The sequence below is a fragment of the Martinezella rhizogenes genome, from assembly GCF_000799715.1.
In the GTDB taxonomy this organism is placed as follows: domain Bacteria; phylum Pseudomonadota; class Alphaproteobacteria; order Rhizobiales; family Rhizobiaceae; genus Rhizobium; species Rhizobium rhizogenes_C.
On record NZ_JUHG01000016.1, the window covers coordinates 274477 to 289017 of the forward strand.

General features: G+C 60.6%; 20 protein-coding genes. 10 read left to right on the plus strand and 10 right to left on the minus strand.

Features of this window, described 5'->3' with window-relative positions; translation table 11 throughout:
- The first annotated feature begins 119 nt into the window (after positions 1 to 119).
- Positions 120 to 404 (plus strand): hypothetical protein, encoded by a 285-nt coding sequence (locus EX00_RS23610; RefSeq protein ID WP_047463578.1) that lies wholly within the window; start codon positions 120 to 122, stop codon positions 402 to 404.
- 8 nt (positions 405 to 412) lie between these two features.
- Positions 413 to 727 carry a type II toxin-antitoxin system RelE/ParE family toxin gene (locus EX00_RS23615; RefSeq protein WP_047463580.1) on the plus strand — a complete coding sequence of 105 codons (315 nt, stop codon included), beginning with the start codon at positions 413 to 415 and terminating at the stop codon, positions 725 to 727.
- 122 nt (positions 728 to 849) lie between these two features.
- Here EX00_RS23615 and EX00_RS23620 read toward each other — a convergent pair whose 3' ends face one another.
- Both EX00_RS23620 and EX00_RS23625 read right to left on the minus strand, forming a co-directional pair.
- Positions 850 to 1041, minus strand: a complete 192-nt coding sequence (locus EX00_RS23620) for an NfeD family protein (protein WP_007695172.1) — start codon at positions 1039 to 1041, stop codon at positions 850 to 852.
- Between the two features lie 16 nt (positions 1042 to 1057).
- On the minus strand, positions 1058 to 1918 hold the full coding sequence (locus EX00_RS23625; RefSeq protein ID WP_047463582.1) for a S49 family peptidase: 861 nt from the start codon (positions 1916 to 1918) through the stop codon (positions 1058 to 1060).
- Positions 1919 to 2178: 260 nt separating this feature from the next.
- Between EX00_RS23625 and EX00_RS23630 the strand changes: the two genes are divergently transcribed.
- Both EX00_RS23630 and EX00_RS23635 read left to right on the plus strand, forming a co-directional pair.
- Positions 2179 to 2358 carry a hypothetical protein gene (locus EX00_RS23630; RefSeq protein WP_047463584.1) on the plus strand — a complete coding sequence of 60 codons (180 nt, stop codon included), beginning with the start codon at positions 2179 to 2181 and terminating at the stop codon, positions 2356 to 2358.
- Entirely contained in the window at positions 2348 to 2971 is a 624-nt protein-coding gene (locus tag EX00_RS23635) for a helix-turn-helix domain-containing protein (protein WP_047463586.1), read from the plus strand. Before EX00_RS23630 ends, EX00_RS23635 begins: the two co-directional genes overlap by 11 nt.
- A gap of 98 nt (positions 2972 to 3069) precedes the next feature.
- Here EX00_RS23635 and EX00_RS31270 read toward each other — a convergent pair whose 3' ends face one another.
- The 3 genes from EX00_RS31270 to EX00_RS23650 form a co-directional block, all read right to left on the minus strand.
- Positions 3070 to 3432 carry a hypothetical protein gene (locus EX00_RS31270; protein WP_051696832.1) on the minus strand — a complete coding sequence of 121 codons (363 nt, stop codon included), beginning with the start codon at positions 3430 to 3432 and terminating at the stop codon, positions 3070 to 3072.
- A 265-nt stretch (positions 3433 to 3697) separates the two neighbouring features.
- Positions 3698 to 4474, minus strand: coding sequence for a tRNA1(Val) (adenine(37)-N6)-methyltransferase (locus EX00_RS23645; protein WP_047463588.1), 777 nt, complete (start codon positions 4472 to 4474; stop codon positions 3698 to 3700).
- Positions 4475 to 4482: 8 nt separating this feature from the next.
- Positions 4483 to 4713 carry a putative signal transducing protein gene (locus EX00_RS23650; protein WP_047463590.1) on the minus strand — a complete coding sequence of 77 codons (231 nt, stop codon included), beginning with the start codon at positions 4711 to 4713 and terminating at the stop codon, positions 4483 to 4485.
- A gap of 108 nt (positions 4714 to 4821) precedes the next feature.
- Between EX00_RS23650 and EX00_RS23655 the strand changes: the two genes are divergently transcribed.
- From EX00_RS23655 to moaB, 4 genes are all read left to right on the plus strand, one after another.
- Positions 4822 to 5838: a polyprenyl synthetase family protein gene (locus EX00_RS23655; protein ID WP_047463592.1), complete on the plus strand. Its 1017-nt coding sequence runs from the start codon at positions 4822 to 4824 to the stop codon at positions 5836 to 5838.
- A 125-nt stretch (positions 5839 to 5963) separates the two neighbouring features.
- Positions 5964 to 7820, plus strand: coding sequence for a tetratricopeptide repeat protein (locus tag EX00_RS23660; RefSeq protein WP_047463866.1), 1857 nt, complete (start codon positions 5964 to 5966; stop codon positions 7818 to 7820).
- An 8-nt stretch (positions 7821 to 7828) separates the two neighbouring features.
- Positions 7829 to 8743, plus strand: coding sequence for a 4-(cytidine 5'-diphospho)-2-C-methyl-D-erythritol kinase (locus EX00_RS23665; RefSeq protein WP_047463594.1), 915 nt, complete (start codon positions 7829 to 7831; stop codon positions 8741 to 8743).
- The gene (gene moaB, locus EX00_RS23670; protein ID WP_047463596.1) at positions 8743 to 9297 is read left to right on the plus strand and encodes a molybdenum cofactor biosynthesis protein B; all 555 of its coding nucleotides are present in this window, start codon (positions 8743 to 8745) and stop codon (positions 9295 to 9297) included. Before EX00_RS23665 ends, moaB begins: the two co-directional genes overlap by 1 nt.
- Before the next feature lie 44 nt (positions 9298 to 9341).
- On the opposite strand, the gene EX00_RS23675 is transcribed toward moaB, so the two are convergent.
- Complete coding sequence (locus EX00_RS23675; RefSeq protein ID WP_047463599.1) at positions 9342 to 9656, minus strand: hypothetical protein; 315 nt, start codon at positions 9654 to 9656, stop codon at positions 9342 to 9344.
- 182 nt (positions 9657 to 9838) lie between these two features.
- A complete protein-coding gene (locus EX00_RS23680) occupies positions 9839 to 10357 on the minus strand; it encodes a glycosyltransferase family 2 protein (RefSeq protein ID WP_047463601.1) in 519 nt (172 codons plus the stop codon).
- 229 nt (positions 10358 to 10586) lie between these two features.
- On the opposite strand from EX00_RS23680, the gene EX00_RS23685 reads away from it, so the two are divergent.
- Positions 10587 to 11744 carry a PA0069 family radical SAM protein gene (locus tag EX00_RS23685; protein WP_047463603.1) on the plus strand — a complete coding sequence of 386 codons (1158 nt, stop codon included), beginning with the start codon at positions 10587 to 10589 and terminating at the stop codon, positions 11742 to 11744.
- Positions 11745 to 11849: 105 nt separating this feature from the next.
- Positions 11850 to 12506 carry a ribonuclease HII gene (locus EX00_RS23690; protein ID WP_047463605.1) on the plus strand — a complete coding sequence of 219 codons (657 nt, stop codon included), beginning with the start codon at positions 11850 to 11852 and terminating at the stop codon, positions 12504 to 12506.
- Positions 12507 to 12512: 6 nt separating this feature from the next.
- On the opposite strand, the gene EX00_RS23695 is transcribed toward EX00_RS23690, so the two are convergent.
- From EX00_RS23695 to EX00_RS23705, 3 genes are all read right to left on the minus strand, one after another.
- The gene (locus EX00_RS23695) at positions 12513 to 13283 is read right to left on the minus strand and encodes a phosphotransferase enzyme family protein (RefSeq protein ID WP_234709098.1); all 771 of its coding nucleotides are present in this window, start codon (positions 13281 to 13283) and stop codon (positions 12513 to 12515) included.
- A gap of 131 nt (positions 13284 to 13414) precedes the next feature.
- Positions 13415 to 13906 carry a F0F1 ATP synthase subunit B gene (locus tag EX00_RS23700; protein WP_047463607.1) on the minus strand — a complete coding sequence of 164 codons (492 nt, stop codon included), beginning with the start codon at positions 13904 to 13906 and terminating at the stop codon, positions 13415 to 13417.
- A gap of 3 nt (positions 13907 to 13909) precedes the next feature.
- Positions 13910 to 14503, minus strand: coding sequence for a F0F1 ATP synthase subunit B (locus tag EX00_RS23705; RefSeq protein ID WP_047463609.1), 594 nt, complete (start codon positions 14501 to 14503; stop codon positions 13910 to 13912).
- Between the last annotated feature and the right edge of the window lie 38 nt (positions 14504 to 14541).

Consider the following 14541-nt stretch of genomic DNA (forward strand, 5'->3'; position numbering starts at 1 on the left):
GGATCAGCTACTATTTGCTTAATGTACGTTGGCGCGACAGGTGCCACGATGGAAGACAAGGGTCAAGAGATGACGTATAGATATGGCTATGCGTCTCCGCGCCGCCTTGGAGAAGAATAATGAACGTCAAAACCGAAATCACATTGTCCGAACACCATCTTCGGCTTGCGGAAAAGATGGTCGAGGAAGGCGCATTTCCTTCGATTTCCAGCCTCGTTGAAGCGGCAATCGAGCAGATTGACCAGACGACGCATCATGATGGCACACCCAATGATGTGGTGTCTGGCATGGCGGATGAAATTCGTCGGCGTATGGAATTGCCTGCTGACCAATGGCTACCCTGGGACGGTAAGGAAATGGCCTCAAGGGTGAAAGACAAGCTGCGCCAGAAATACGCTAAATAAGTTAGCTCATGCGCTATGTGATCACCAAGCATCCACTTGTCGAGCACGATCTCTTCGACATCGTCGACTTCATTTCCAACTATGCAGGCATCGAAGTTGGACTAGCCAAGACCGATGAAATCACGAAATTCATCGATAGGCTTGCCGACTTTCCGCACATAGGCACCGTACGCACCGATATGGCGCCAACATTGAGGGCAATTCCCGCTTCAGAAAAAGCGGTCGTGTGCTTCACCGTGGATGATGCCACCAAGGTCGTCCGCATTGTGTGCATCAGCTATGCGGGCGCGGATTGGATGTCTCGGGTAAAGGAACGACGCTGATATCCGTGTCATCGCTACGTACATTGGCTTGATCGCGATCAAATTTCCAATCGACGGGAAGCTCCAATCGGAATGACTTTACCTTCTCCAAAGCCCGCTTGCGCCGCTCTGTCTTGTCCATCTTACTCGTCATCCCGCTTCACCCGATATTCCCCCGTCTTCGGATCCTTCACCAAGGTCCCGACGGCACCCGTGCGTCGTTCGTTTTCGGCCCTGCGCGACTTTTCGGTGAGCTTTTGCGCATCGCGCACGAAGCGTCGATAAAGCCACCAGATGCCGCCGATGACGACGGCGAAGAATATGATCTGCGGCATTTCGCAGCGCTCCCGATTACAATCCGTACCGTCCCCACAATGCCTTTTCCTCCGCCGCTTGCGCAAGTCCGGAGGCAAGGCCGGCGCCGATGTTATCCATGCCGGAAAGCGAAATGCCGGGCGCGCGGCGGCCGAAGAGGCTGCGCGGCGTGGTGACCAGCTCGAGCTTGGTCTTGTCGCCGAAGCGTTTCTTCAGCTCCTGGCGCATATCGCCGAGCCCGTCGATCAGGCCAAGTTCCAGACCGCGTCCACCAGTCCAGAAAAGACCGGAAAACACCGTCTCGTCGTCGGTCAGCTTGCCTGCCCGGCGCTCGCGCACCATGTCGATGAAGACTTTGTGGATCTCCAGCTGCAGGCTCTTCAGATATTCGATGTCCTTTTCCTTTTCCGGCTGGAATGGATCGAGGATCACCTTGTTCTCGCCGGCGGTATAGACGCGACGCTCGACACCGAGCTTCTTCAACAGCTCCGGGAAACCGAAGCCGCCGGAGACGACGCCGATGGAACCAACGATGGAGGTGGCGTCAGCAATGATCTCGTCGCCGGCGAGTGCAATCATGTAGCCGCCAGATGCCGCGACGTCCTCGACGAAGACCAGCACCTTCTTCTGCTTCTCCTGCGCGAGATCGCGGATGCGGTTATAGATCATCCGCGACTGCACCGGCGAGCCACCGGGCGAGTTGACGACAATCGCGACCGCAGGCGCGGCCTTCATCTCGAAGGCCTTTTCCAGCGCCTGTGAGACACCGGCAAGGTTGAGCGACTGTCGAAGAGGCCCGCTGCCGGACGCAATGACGCCGCTCAGCCGGATGACCGGGATGACCACTCTTTCCTTGCGAAACCGCTTCGGAAGCATGCGCTTGAAAAAACCAGCCATTCGTCGTCCCTGAATTATGATGTTTGCCGCCGTGATGTATGCATGGAAACGGCAAACGCAACATCGATCATTGCATTTTCGCGCCAGGATTGCTCCGGGCGGCGTGTTTTTCATCGATGACACAGGAGAGGACGTGCTTTCGCCGCCAGCGCAAAGGTCCGGAAAAACATTCCCCCCTGTCCATGAAGATTGGGCGCTGCGCCCTCTACATCTGTCGATCAAAAAAATAGGTTTATGGCATCGAACTGCAGGAGCATCGCATGTCCAGCCAGGCTGCCAACATCATCGATTTCCAGGCCTATCGTGACGCCCGCGCCAAGAGCGTGCCGGTCGAGCAGGCTCCCGTTTCCGCGTGGCCTCAGCAGCCCTTCCTGATGTGGGTTCCTTTCATGGGTTTCGTCCCGGTGATGCCGCTTGGCAACCCGAACTATGGCGCTTGAATTCGTTGAGCCGCTGCATGTGCTCTCAAGAGCCGAGTCGGTCGACGAAATCTCGGCTCTGACGGGTCAAAATCTGCGCCGGCTGCGCACACGCCGCGGCTATTCGCTGGACCGGCTGGCTAAAATCTCCGGCGTCAGCCGCGCCATGCTCGGACAGGTCGAAACCGGCAAGAGCAGCCCGACAATCAGTATCCTCTGGAAGATCGCCGCCGCGCTGGATGTCCCCTGCGGCTCGCTGATCGCCCAGCCACACGACACCTCGTTGCAGGTGCTGACCCATGCCAAGGCGAAGGTCTTGTCCGCCTCCGAAGGCAAATTCCAGACACGGGCGCTCTTTCCCTATGAAAGCGAACGCAAGGTCGAATTCTACGAGCTGCGCATCGCGCCCTATCATACGGAGATCGCCGAGGCGCATCATCATGGCACGATCGAAAACCTTGTGGTTTCGCGGGGCACGGTCGAAATTGTCGCGGGCAAGCATCCGCCGCAGATCCTCGGCGAAGGCGACGCCGTGATCTTCGACGCCGACGTCGCCCACAGCTATCGCAACATGACCAGCAGCGAAGCCGTGCTCTATCTGGTCTCGACCTATGTCGAGGAAGTTCGCGGCTAAGGCAGGCTTGACCGGAAAAGCAAAAAGGCCGCCCTTGCGGACGGCCTGAGGCAGATGGAGATCTGCTTATTAATTCCGGGGGTGGATGCCCTCAGGAATTAGGCTGCTTCCATCATGCAGCACATCATCATATTGCCGCACATCATCATCATCGGCATGCCGGACGACATCATGCGCTTGCAGCATTCCATGAACATGTCCTTGTCCATGCCTTCCATCGGCATCATTTCGCAGACCATGCCCTTCGGTGTCATCTTGCAGGTCATCTTGCTCATCATCATCTGCATCATGGGCATCATGCCGTTCATCATCGGCATCTGACCCATCATCGGGTTCATCATCCCGCCCATCATGGGATTCATCATCGGCATCATCATGCCGTTCATCATCGGATTCATCATACCACCCATCATCGGGTTCATCATCGGCATCATGTTCATGGCGGGGTTCATCTGGGTCATCTCCGGTGCTCGGCCGTATTTCGGCTTTCAATGAAAATTGAGGTAGAACAACTAAAAATAACGTTCAAGATAAAAAAACGTTCCAATAATCTTTCCTCCAACAGAATGGAAACCTGTCCGCTTGATGTCGAACAACGTTCGTTATCACGGATATTCCTCCGCTATCACGGACTATACCAACGCCTTGGTCGAAATGAATGAAACCGGGAAAGATTATTCTTGCCGCGAACGAATCGCGTGGTCATCACCCGCCAAGGGCGACACGTCATTTCCGCGCGTAGGCGGCACGGCCATTGTTCAGATCATCGACGAAATCGGAGAACTTGTGCGTCCCTTCGCCATGCATGATCAGCGGCGCCCGCAGCGCCAGCCGCGCCCGTGAGCCCTTGATCGCCGTCACCAGGATGCGAACGGCGTTTTCGCCGTCGCGCGGATGGACCGGCGTGATCTCGATGCCGCCGAAGCGGCGGCCGCAGGCGGCGATGATCTCGTCGATCGATTGCGGCCGGGCAATCAGCGACAGCTGACCGCCGGGGATCGTAATCGCGCCCGCCGTGCGCACCCAGCTTTCGAAAAGGCCGGCGGTCATGGCATGCGCCTCGGCCTTCAGCGCGTCGGGCGTCAGCCGGTCGCTGGCGTCGTTGAAGGGCGGGTTCATGATGACATGATGGAAACTTTCGTCGATCAGGCCGGCGGCGTTGCGCTCCTTGCCGATCAGGGTCACATCGGCTTCGATCACCGAGACGCGGCCCGCGAATCGTGCATTTTCGGCAAGGACCAGGCTTTTGCGGGCGAACTCGGCCATTTCGGCGGAACGCTCGAACAGCACTACCTCGGCCAGCTCAAGCCGCGAGGCTACCGCCATTCCGGCCGCACCCGCGCCGGCGCCGAGATCGGCCACCTTGATGCCGTGCTCATCGGCCACCAGAGCCGCGAGCAGCATGGCGTCCATGCCGGAACGATGTCCCCGGCCCTTGGGCTGGACGACATGGAAAGCGCCACGATGAAAGGCGTCGATCGTTTCGGAGGAATGGCCGATCATCGCAAACCTCAGTCGCCCGCGGAGCGCAGCTCGTCGCCGAGACCGGCATCAGTGAGGATGCGCCGGGCTTGATCGGCGCGGTCGGTCTCCACCAGGAAGCGGCGCGGCAGCATGCCGAGTGAACCCTCGAGAATGCTCATGGCCTGATCCGCGACAAAGCAATGAATCCCGGCGTCCTTCATCAAGCTCTCGGCGAAAGAGAGGAGAACGGGATCGTTCGTGCGGATGAGTTCGTGCATAAGCCTCGGGTTTCCTGTCAAATTTACGCGACGAGACAATTCGCCTCTTGCCGCCCCCTGCGCCCCTTCTTATTGTGGTTCGCAGGAAATGAACAGGAGTCCGGACAGTTGGGCGTCGTGATACCGCTTGAAGAAAGCAAGAATAAACAGGCATCCATCAAGCCATTGGTGGACCTGACCAAGGCGGATATGGAGCGCGTGAACCAGCTGATCCTGTCGAAAGCCGGTTCCGACGTGCAGATGATTCCGGAAGTCGCGGAGCACCTGATCTCGTCCGGCGGCAAGCGCTTGCGGCCGATGCTGACCATCGCCTCCGCCGCGCTCTACAACTACCAGGGCGACAATCATATCAAGCTCGCGACCTCGGTCGAGTTCCTGCACACCGCGACCTTGCTGCACGACGACGTGGTGGATGAAAGCGATCTGCGGCGCGGCAAGTCCACGGCCCGCATGATCTGGGGCAACCAGGCCAGCGTTCTCGTCGGCGACTTCCTGCTCGGGCAGGCTTTCCGCATGATGGTCGAAGTCGGTTCGCTCGAGGCTCTCGACGTGCTGTCGTCGGCAGCCTGCGTCATCGCCGAGGGCGAGGTGCTGCAGCTCTCCGTCTCCAAGAACATGGAGACCACCGAAGACGATTATCTCTCCGTCATCCGTGCCAAGACGGCGGCACTTTTCTCGGCCGCCGCCGAAGTTGGCCCGATCGTCGCCAATGCCGGCAAGGCCGAGCGTAATGCGCTGAAATCCTACGGCACCAATCTCGGCCTCGCCTTCCAACTGGTCGACGATGCGCTGGATTATGGCGGCAAGGCCGCCGATCTCGGCAAGAATGTCGGCGACGACTTCCGCGAGGGCAAGATCACTCTTCCCGTTATTCTCGCCTATCGCCGTGGCACCGAGAAGGAGCGCGCTTTCTGGCGCGAGGCCATCGAGACCGGCGATAACAGCGACGAGAATCTGGAAAAGGCACTGGGTCTGATCACCAAATATGGTGCGCTCACCGACACCATTGCCCGCGCCGTTCACTACGGCACCATCGCCCGCGACGCGCTGGCGCCGCTTCCGGAAACGCCATGGAAATCCGCGCTCATGGAAGTGATCGATTTCTGCATCGAACGCGTGAACTGATCGGCAGCGGCCCGAATTTCTTGCGCGGCCGCTTCAAAAAAGCCATCCTGTTGTGAATCAGTTGACACGAACGACTTTGTGTCGCCGGCGTCCTCGCCGGCAATCCCTTGATGAAAGGCCTTCTCATGCGGCAGAGACTTGCCATCCGTTTCCTCTCGGGCGCAGCCTTGGTGGCGATCCTTTCGGTGGCGGCGCTGAATAGCGCGCGCGCGGAGGATGCTCCTGCGGCGCCGGACACCAAGAACGAGGTAGTCTTCGACGCGGAAGCCGTCGACACCTTTGCTGGCGCCTTCCTTGCCGCCCGTACCGCCGATGTGGACCATGATTACGACACCGCGATCGCGCTCTACAAAAAGGCCCTGATGCTCGAGCCGGGCAATCCGGAGATCCGGCAGCGGCTGATGATTTCGCTGCTGCTCAACGGCAATCTCGAAGAGGGCGTGAAATACGCCAACGAACTGAAGAGCGATCCTTCCGTCGAGCGCGTCACCACGATCGTCCGCGGCATGGATGCCATCCGCCGGCACGAATACAAGACCGCGCAGGAGATTCTCAAATATAGCGGTCCGAACGATCTCGACCGGATGATGAACAATCTGCTGCTTGCCTGGGCGCGCGCTGGCGCCGGCCGTGGCAAGGAAGCCATCGCCATGATCGACAAGATGAAGGGACCGGACTGGTTCAACATCTTCAAGAACTATCATGCCGGTGCCATCGCCATCACCATCGGTGATGTGCGATCCGCCCGTTCGCATCTGAACGACGCCATTCTCGACAAGGCCGGCGGCGCAACCGCCCCTGATACATTCATGCGCGCCGTCATGGCGCTAGCGCGCCTCGAAGCCAAGGCCGGCGACAAGCAGAAGGCACTGGACACGGTTTCGGTCGGCGACAACCTGATCAACAACTACGCGCCGCTGAACGCGCTGCGCGACAGCATCAACAAGGGCGAAAAGCCGGAGCAGCAGGTGACCGACGCCAGCCAGGGTGCCGCCTCCGTGCTCTTTACCATCGGCGCGGCATTGAACCGCGACGGCGCCGAAGATGTCGTCTCGCTCTATCTGCAAATCGCCAACACGCTTGATCCCAAGAGCGCCGATACGCTGGTTCTCCTCGGCGGGCTTGCCGAAAAGCAGGAACAGGTCGACCGCGCCATTTCCTTCTACAAGAAGGTGCCCGACAATTCGCCGATGGCGCGCATCTCCGAGCTGCAGCTCGGTCTCGCGCTGGCCCAGGCCGGCAAGGTCGACGATGCGCGCAAGCACCTGAAGACACTGATCGATTCCGACCCGAAGGATATCCGCAGCTACCTGGCCTATGGCAGTGTTCTCTCCGATGCCAAGGACTTCCAGGGCATGGCCGACAATTACGACAAGGCCGTTGAGATCATCGGTCCCGTGCCGAAGCGCAGCGACTGGGCCGTGTTTTTCCAGCGCGGCATCGCCTATGAGCGGCTGAAGAAGTGGCCGCAGGCGGAGCCGAATTTCAAGCGGGCGCTGGAGCTGAACCCCGACCAGCCGCAGGTGCTGAACTATCTCGGCTATTCCTGGGTCGACATGAACACCAACCTCGACCAGGGCCTCGACATGATCCGCAAGGCCGTCGATCTGAAGCCGGATGACGGCTATATCGTCGACTCGCTCGGCTGGGCCTATTTCCGCCTCAACCGCTTCGACGATGCGGTGACCGAGCTGGAGCGCGCCGCACAGTTGAAGGCCGGCGATCCCACGATCAACGACCATCTCGGCGATGCTTACTGGCGCGTCAACCGCAAGCTGGAAGCGGTCTACCAGTGGAACCGTGCGCTGGCCTCCAAGCCGGAGGAAACGGATATTCCGAAGATCAAGGAGAAGGTCGAAAAAGGCCTGCCGGCGCTCGATACCGACCCCAGGACGGTCGACAAGACCAAGCAGCCTGATCCGGCTCCGCCGCCGGCGGCAGACCCGAATACGAACACTCCGCCCGTCGATAAGAAGTCCTAAGACCACCGATGATCATGATCTCAGCGGCGGGCGATTTCAGCCTCACGGAGGAAGCGCCCGCCAAGATCAATCTGGCGCTGCATGTTACCGGCCAGCGGGCCGACGGATATCATCTGCTCGACATGCTGGTGACCTTCGCGCGGCATGGCGACCGACTTGGTTTTCGCGCCAGCGAGCGCGACGAATTCAGCCTTTCCGGACGCTTCTCCCCTCTTCTTTCCGCTGACGCGGATGTCGGCGGCAATCTGGTGCTGAAGGCGCGCGACCTGCTGCGGCAGGCCGCCCATAATGCCGGGTTGGACGCGCCACCGGTGCATATCCATCTGGAAAAGAACCTGCCGATCGCCTCGGGCATCGGTGGCGGCTCGGCGGATGCGGCGGCGACCTTGCGCGGATTGGCAAGGCTCTGGGGCGTTGCCCTGCCCTCCAATATGATGACGGTGCTTGCTCTGAAGCTCGGCGCCGATGTTCCCATGTGTCTCGCCGGCCGACCGCTGATTGCGCGCGGCATCGGCGAGGCGATCGAATTGCTCCCGGATTTCCCGTCCTTCGCCATGGTCCTCGGCAATCCCCTGGTCGGCGTTTCAACGCCGGAGGTGTTTCGCAAACTTGCCCGCAAGGACAATCCGCCGCTTGCGCTCACCTCGCGGACGTCAAGCAACCGCGCGCAATGGATCGCGGCAATCAGCGGGTTGCGCAACGATCTCGAGCCGTCGGCGCGGTCGCTCTGCGGCGAAATCGCAACGCTGTCGCAAATGATCAGCGATGAAGGCGCGCTTGCGACCCGCATGTCCGGCTCCGGCGCCACCTGTTTCGGCCTGTTTCGTAATCTTGAGCAGGCAACAGCCGCGGCTGCGGCGCTTCACAGGCTGCGGCCGGACTGGTATTTCCAGGCAACGGAAACAATCAAGGGAGATGCATGATGGCTGGCCCAGGTGAAGCAAGACCCTTCATTCCCGTCGGCATCGCCGTGCTGACCGTCTCCGATACACGCACGCTTGCCGACGACAAATCCGGCGACACACTTGTCGCGCGGATTGCGGAGGCCGGCCACAGGCTGGCTGCCCGCGCCATCGTCCCCGATGACAAGGAGCGTATCCGCAGCCAGGTGGAAACCTGGACGCGCGACAAGACAATCGACGTCGTCATCACCACCGGCGGCACCGGCTTTACCGGCCGCGACGTGACGCCCGAGGCGCTGGAGCCGCTGTTCGAAAAGCGGATGGACGGTTTTTCCGAAGTATTCCATCGCATCTCCTACGACAAGATCGGCACGGCGACCATCCAGTCGCGGGCAACCGGGGGCGTTGCCAACGCCACCTTCATCTTCGTGTTGCCCGGCTCGCCCGGCGCCTGCAAGGATGCCTGGGACGGGATCCTGAAAGCCCAGCTCGACTATCGGCATATGCCCTGCAATTTCGTGGAGATCATGCCGCGCCTCGACGAGCACCTGAAGCGTGGCTCCGCCTCCAACTGAGATTGGCGTTTCGCTGAGATAAAGTCGCTCGGCCTTCTGGACTGCTATGCCTTTGGCCCGCGAAGAACAGGAATAGAATCCCAATTCTGGCCGGTAAGAATGACGCAGCTGCGACCGGAGACATCGGTGATCATCATTGTCCAGCTGCCGCTTTCAGCGGCGAAGATTTCAACGATCGTCTTTGCATCGAGCTGACCGATGGCCGAAGGTTTCTCGGCATAGTTCCCGTCAAGGAAAGCGACAATCTCGGCGCGCTTGGCGCAAGCCAGTGTCGCCTGCGCGGCGGCTATATTGGGGAGAAGGATTGCCGTTGCCAGGACGGCCGTTCCGATAAGGCGGTTGAACATCGTGCGTTCCATGACGCACCTCCTTTCGCCGGAAATCCGGCAGAAGAGGAGAGTTCTGCTGACCTGTTCTGCCGCATACCGGCATCTTCATGGTCAACCGCCCGACGCGACACGCGAAAGCGGCCGCCACGAGAAAATTATGACAGCTATTCCAGTATTTACAAATGGAATCTGGATTGGCGGCACGGCAATGCCTACCGCGCCGAGCGTGCGACCCAGGAGGGGATGAGTTCGCTGGACAGGCGGCGCCCCTTCTGCCCCTTGGCGAATTCGGCAAGCCGCATGCCGGACTTTGCAACCGCAATGGCCTGTCGCTTGGAAAGCAGCAGCCCGAGCTCCAGCGGCGGCGAACTGCGGCCGATGCGCTGCAACAATGGCCGGCGATAGCCGCGCGAGGCGGTGAAGCGGGCCGGCACCTTGTTCAGCGAGACATATTCGGCGATCTCATCGATCCAGCCCGCCTGCGGGCGCGCGCCGGGCTCGACCAGAAGCAGCCACTCGCCCCGCGCCGAGCGCAATATGTCCTTGATATCCCACTGCGAATAAAAGCGGCAGCCGGCGGCGTCAGCAACCCGCGAGGTGCCATCGCGCGAGCCGTGATCAAGCACGACGACATCGGAGACGAGGCCTTCGATCGCCCCCACCACCAATGCCGCCAATGTCTGTGCCAACTCAGGTTCCTGATCCTGGCATTCTATGATGACCGTCAACATTGCCCATTTATAGAGCGCCGCACAATTTATTGCCAGCGGCTAAGCCGAAAACCAGAGCGTTTAAGAAAAGAATCATATGCAACTTTGAAAATGCTGTTCCGGCCTCCGGCCGACCCTCGAATGAGGGTAACCCTCTGCATTTTGTTCTTGCATTGTTCTCATTTGTCGGATAGGAATTTAATCAGCCTAGACGCGGCATGCAACGTCATAAACCGCCCCGGAGTTACCGATGAACGAGCAGTCCCTTGCAGGGCAGGCCGCGTTTGCGCCTGCCAATACGGCAGATATTGCCAACGCGTTGATCGCCGACACTGGTCTCAGGGTCGAGATCGACCGCAGGCGTGGCCGTGGCGCCGGGCTCAACCCGAGCGGCCGGTTCGAGCCGTTACAGCGCGAGACATTCGATGACGGCTGGCAGACCCTCGAAGATCTGCCGCCCTTCAAGACCGAGGTGCAGATCGAAAAGCCACGCACGGCAATCACCCGCAACGAATCCCCCGACATCCCATTCGACCGCTCCATCAATCCCTATCGTGGCTGCGAGCATGGCTGCATCTATTGTTTCGCGCGGCCGACGCACGCCTATATGGGCCTGTCGGCAGGGCTCGATTTCGAAGCGAAGCTGTTTGCCAAGCCGGATGCGGCGAAGCTTCTGGAACGAGAGCTGGCAAAGCCCGGCTACAAGCCGCGCGTCATCGCCATCGGCACCAATACCGACCCCTATCAGCCGATCGAGAAGGAATGGCGGATCATGCGTCAGATCCTCGAAGTGCTGAACAAGGCAAACCATCCGGTGGCGATCGTCACCAAGTCGGCGCTGGTCATGCGCGATATCGATATCCTGAAAGAAATGGCCGCCAAGAATCTGGTGCGGGTCGGCCTCTCCGTGACGACGCTCGACCGCAAGCTGGCCCGCACCATGGAGCCACGCGCGGCGACGCCGCAGCGGCGGCTGGAGGCGATCCGGGCGCTGAGCGAAGCGGGCATCCAGACCGCGATCATGGTGGCGCCGATCATCCCTGCCCTCAACGATCATGAGATCGAGCGCATCCTCGATGCCGGCAAGGCCGCCGGCGCCATGGAGGCGAGCTATGTCATCCTGCGCCTGCCGCTGGAGGTCAGCCCGCTGTTTCGCGACTGGCTGCTGCAGAACTATCCGGATCGCTATCGCCACGTCATGTCGCTGATCCGCTCGATGCGCGGCGGCAAGGATTACGACGCGGATTTCAGCAAGCGCATGAAGGGCGCAGGCCCTTATGCCTGGCAGATCAGCCGCCGCTTCGAAATGGCGACCAGGCGGCTGGAACTCACGCGCCGCAATATCGCATTGCGCGACGACCTGTTCGTGCCGCCGGATGGCAGCGGCGTGCAGCTCTCGTTGCTGTAACCCCTTTCCTCGCGGGTTTCCCTGCCCGCTGGAAGAGCCCCCCGGTTCGCCGCCATGATCCACCGGGGGCTTGCAGGAGATCGGGTGGTGTGCGAGCGTTGCCGCATGCCACGCAGACCACCCGATTCTCCCATGCTTTTCGACGAAGCCCCGATCGTTCCGAGCTTCGAGCTGGAGCTGATAGCCCGCCGTGCCGGACATTGGCCCGTTGCCGGCGCCGATGAGGCGGGGCGCGGCCCCCTGGCGGGGCCAGTCGTCGCCGCCGCCGTTATTCTCGACCCCGAGCGTATTCCTCAGGGATTGAACGATTCCAAGCAGCTTTCGGCTGCCCGGCGCGAAGCGCTCTTCATCGAGATCCTTGCTACAGCGACCGTCTCCATCGCCTCATCGAGCGCTACCCGTATCGACGTCACCGATATCCGCAAGGCGAGCCTCGATGCCATGCGCCGCGCCATCTGCGGGCTCGCCATGCCGGCAAGTTACGTCCTGACCGACGGGCTGGATGTGCCAGCCGGGCTCGCCTGCCCGGGCAAGGCCGTGGTCAAGGGCGATGCTCGCTCCTTTTCCATCGCGGCGGCCTCGATCGTCGCCAAGGTGACGCGCGACCGAATGATGACGCGTGCAGGCGACGTCTTTCCCGTCTATGGCTTCGCCGCCCATGCCGGCTACGGCACGGTCCAGCATCGCGCCGGCATCGAGAAGCATGGTCCCTGCTCGCTGCATCGCATGAGCTTTCGGCCCTTGCGAAGGGATGAAGCCTGACGGCTATCATCCGACAAGGCCAGCGACGATCCTCCCCCGGTTCTCGCTGACATAGGCGATATCGTTCCGGTAGATTCTATCGTGGCCGTCCTGAAGATCGCGACGATATTTCTCCACCCCGCGCATCGCTTCGCTTTCCATGAAACCGACCAGGGCATTCAGCCGTTCGACGATCATGTCCGGCAATGCCGGGCGCTGCTCCGCCTCCAAGCCATAAGCGTCGAGGAAGATGCGGGCACGGCGGATCTGCGCGTCCAGCCCGCCCAGGCTTTCCACCGCGATACCGGTGGAGAGAGGCGCCCAACGATAGAGGGCATAGGCCAGATCCCAGCCGCGCGGACCGGGATGAGCCGTCTCAAAATCGATGATGCCGGTCACGGCGCAGTCGTTCAGAACAACATTGTAGGGCGCGAAATCGCCGTGGCAGATGACCTCGATCGGCATGCGCGGCGACATTTGCCATTCCTGCTCCGTAGCCAGCGCCGGCAAAAATAATGTCGTACAGTCGTGATAGCGACGCAACAGAGCAGCCGCCGACCGCAAGGCCGTCTCGGATCTCATATCCTCGCTGTCATCCAGATCGCCGGTCAGGCCGGGAAGAAAGCTCACCCTCTCCCACACCGGGTCATATCCGGCTGGCAGCGGCGCATACGGAAAACCATGTCCATGAAGCGCCGCAAGCAATGCCTGCACGTCCGCCGTCCATGGACGAACGGGCCGAACGATGAAATCGCCCCTCCGAAACGGGCCGTCGCCCTCCTCCATCGTCAGCACCATCGCCTCTCCTGCCAAGCCTGCAATCTAGTTTCGATCGCCGGCCATCGTCAAACGTTGAGAAATGGAGAGTGGTCCGAAAACAAAAAAAGCCCCGCCGAAGCGGGGCCTTTCAAAAATGATCGCTTACGCGCTTAGTTCAGCCGGGTCTTCACTTCGCTGACAGCGGTGTTGAACAGCTCGGACTGGACCTTGCCGCCGGTCTTCTTGGCGAGCACGGATTCGGCGGCGGAGATGGCCAGGTCGACGGCAGCGGAACGAACCGCCTTCATCGCATCGGCTTCCGCCTGCTTGATCTTCTGCTCGGAGAGCGCCGTGCGGTTGGCGACGAATTCCTCGGTCTTCTTGCGGGCTTCCGTCGTCAGCATCTCGGCTTCGCGCTCGGCGGCGGCAACGATATTCGCCGCGTCCGCTTCGGCTTCCTTGCGCTTGCGCTGATATTCCGCCAGCAGATGCTGGGCCTCTTCGCGCAGGCGCTTGGCTTCGGCCAGTTCGTTACGGATCTGATCGGCACGGTCGTCCAGCGACTTTGCCATCATACCCGGAACCTTCAGGTAGACGACGAGGCCGATGAACAGGAGCAATGCAACGAAAGCAAAGAAAGTTTCGTCAAGAGCAAATGACATGGATCAACCCTCCCGCTTGGCGGATGCTTCGGCAACGGCCGAAGCGACATCAGCCTTGCCAGCGACGTTGCCGACGAGCTGCTCGACGACGGCCGAAGCCGTTTCTTCCGCAATCGCGCCGACGTCAGCGAAGGCTTTCGTCTTGATCTCGCCGATGCGCGCTTCAGCGGCTTTCAGCTTTTCGGAAAGGCTTGCTTCGATCGCCTTGCGATCTGCCTCAGCCTTGGCCTTGGCGGCATCGCGAGCGGTTGCACCGATCGAATTCGCCTTGGCGCGGGCTGCGGCCAATTCGCTTTCATAGGTTGCGACAGCTGCATCGGCCTCGGACTTCAAGCGCGAAGCTTCCTCGATATCCTGGGCGATACGGTCATGCCGGCTTTCCAGAATGTTGCCGACGCGCGGAATGACGATCTTCTGCATGGCTATGTAGAAGATGACGAAAGTGATCACCAGCCAAAGCAGCTGTGACGGATAGGTCGTATGGTCAAACGGCGGGAATACGCCTGCGTGATGGCCCTGTTCGGGCGCACCGGTTTCCGTATGCACCGCGCCGGCTGCCGGCGGTGCTTCGTCAGCGTAAGCCGGGGTCACAAACATGCTCACCTCCAGGTGGTCTGCAAATACAAAGAATCACG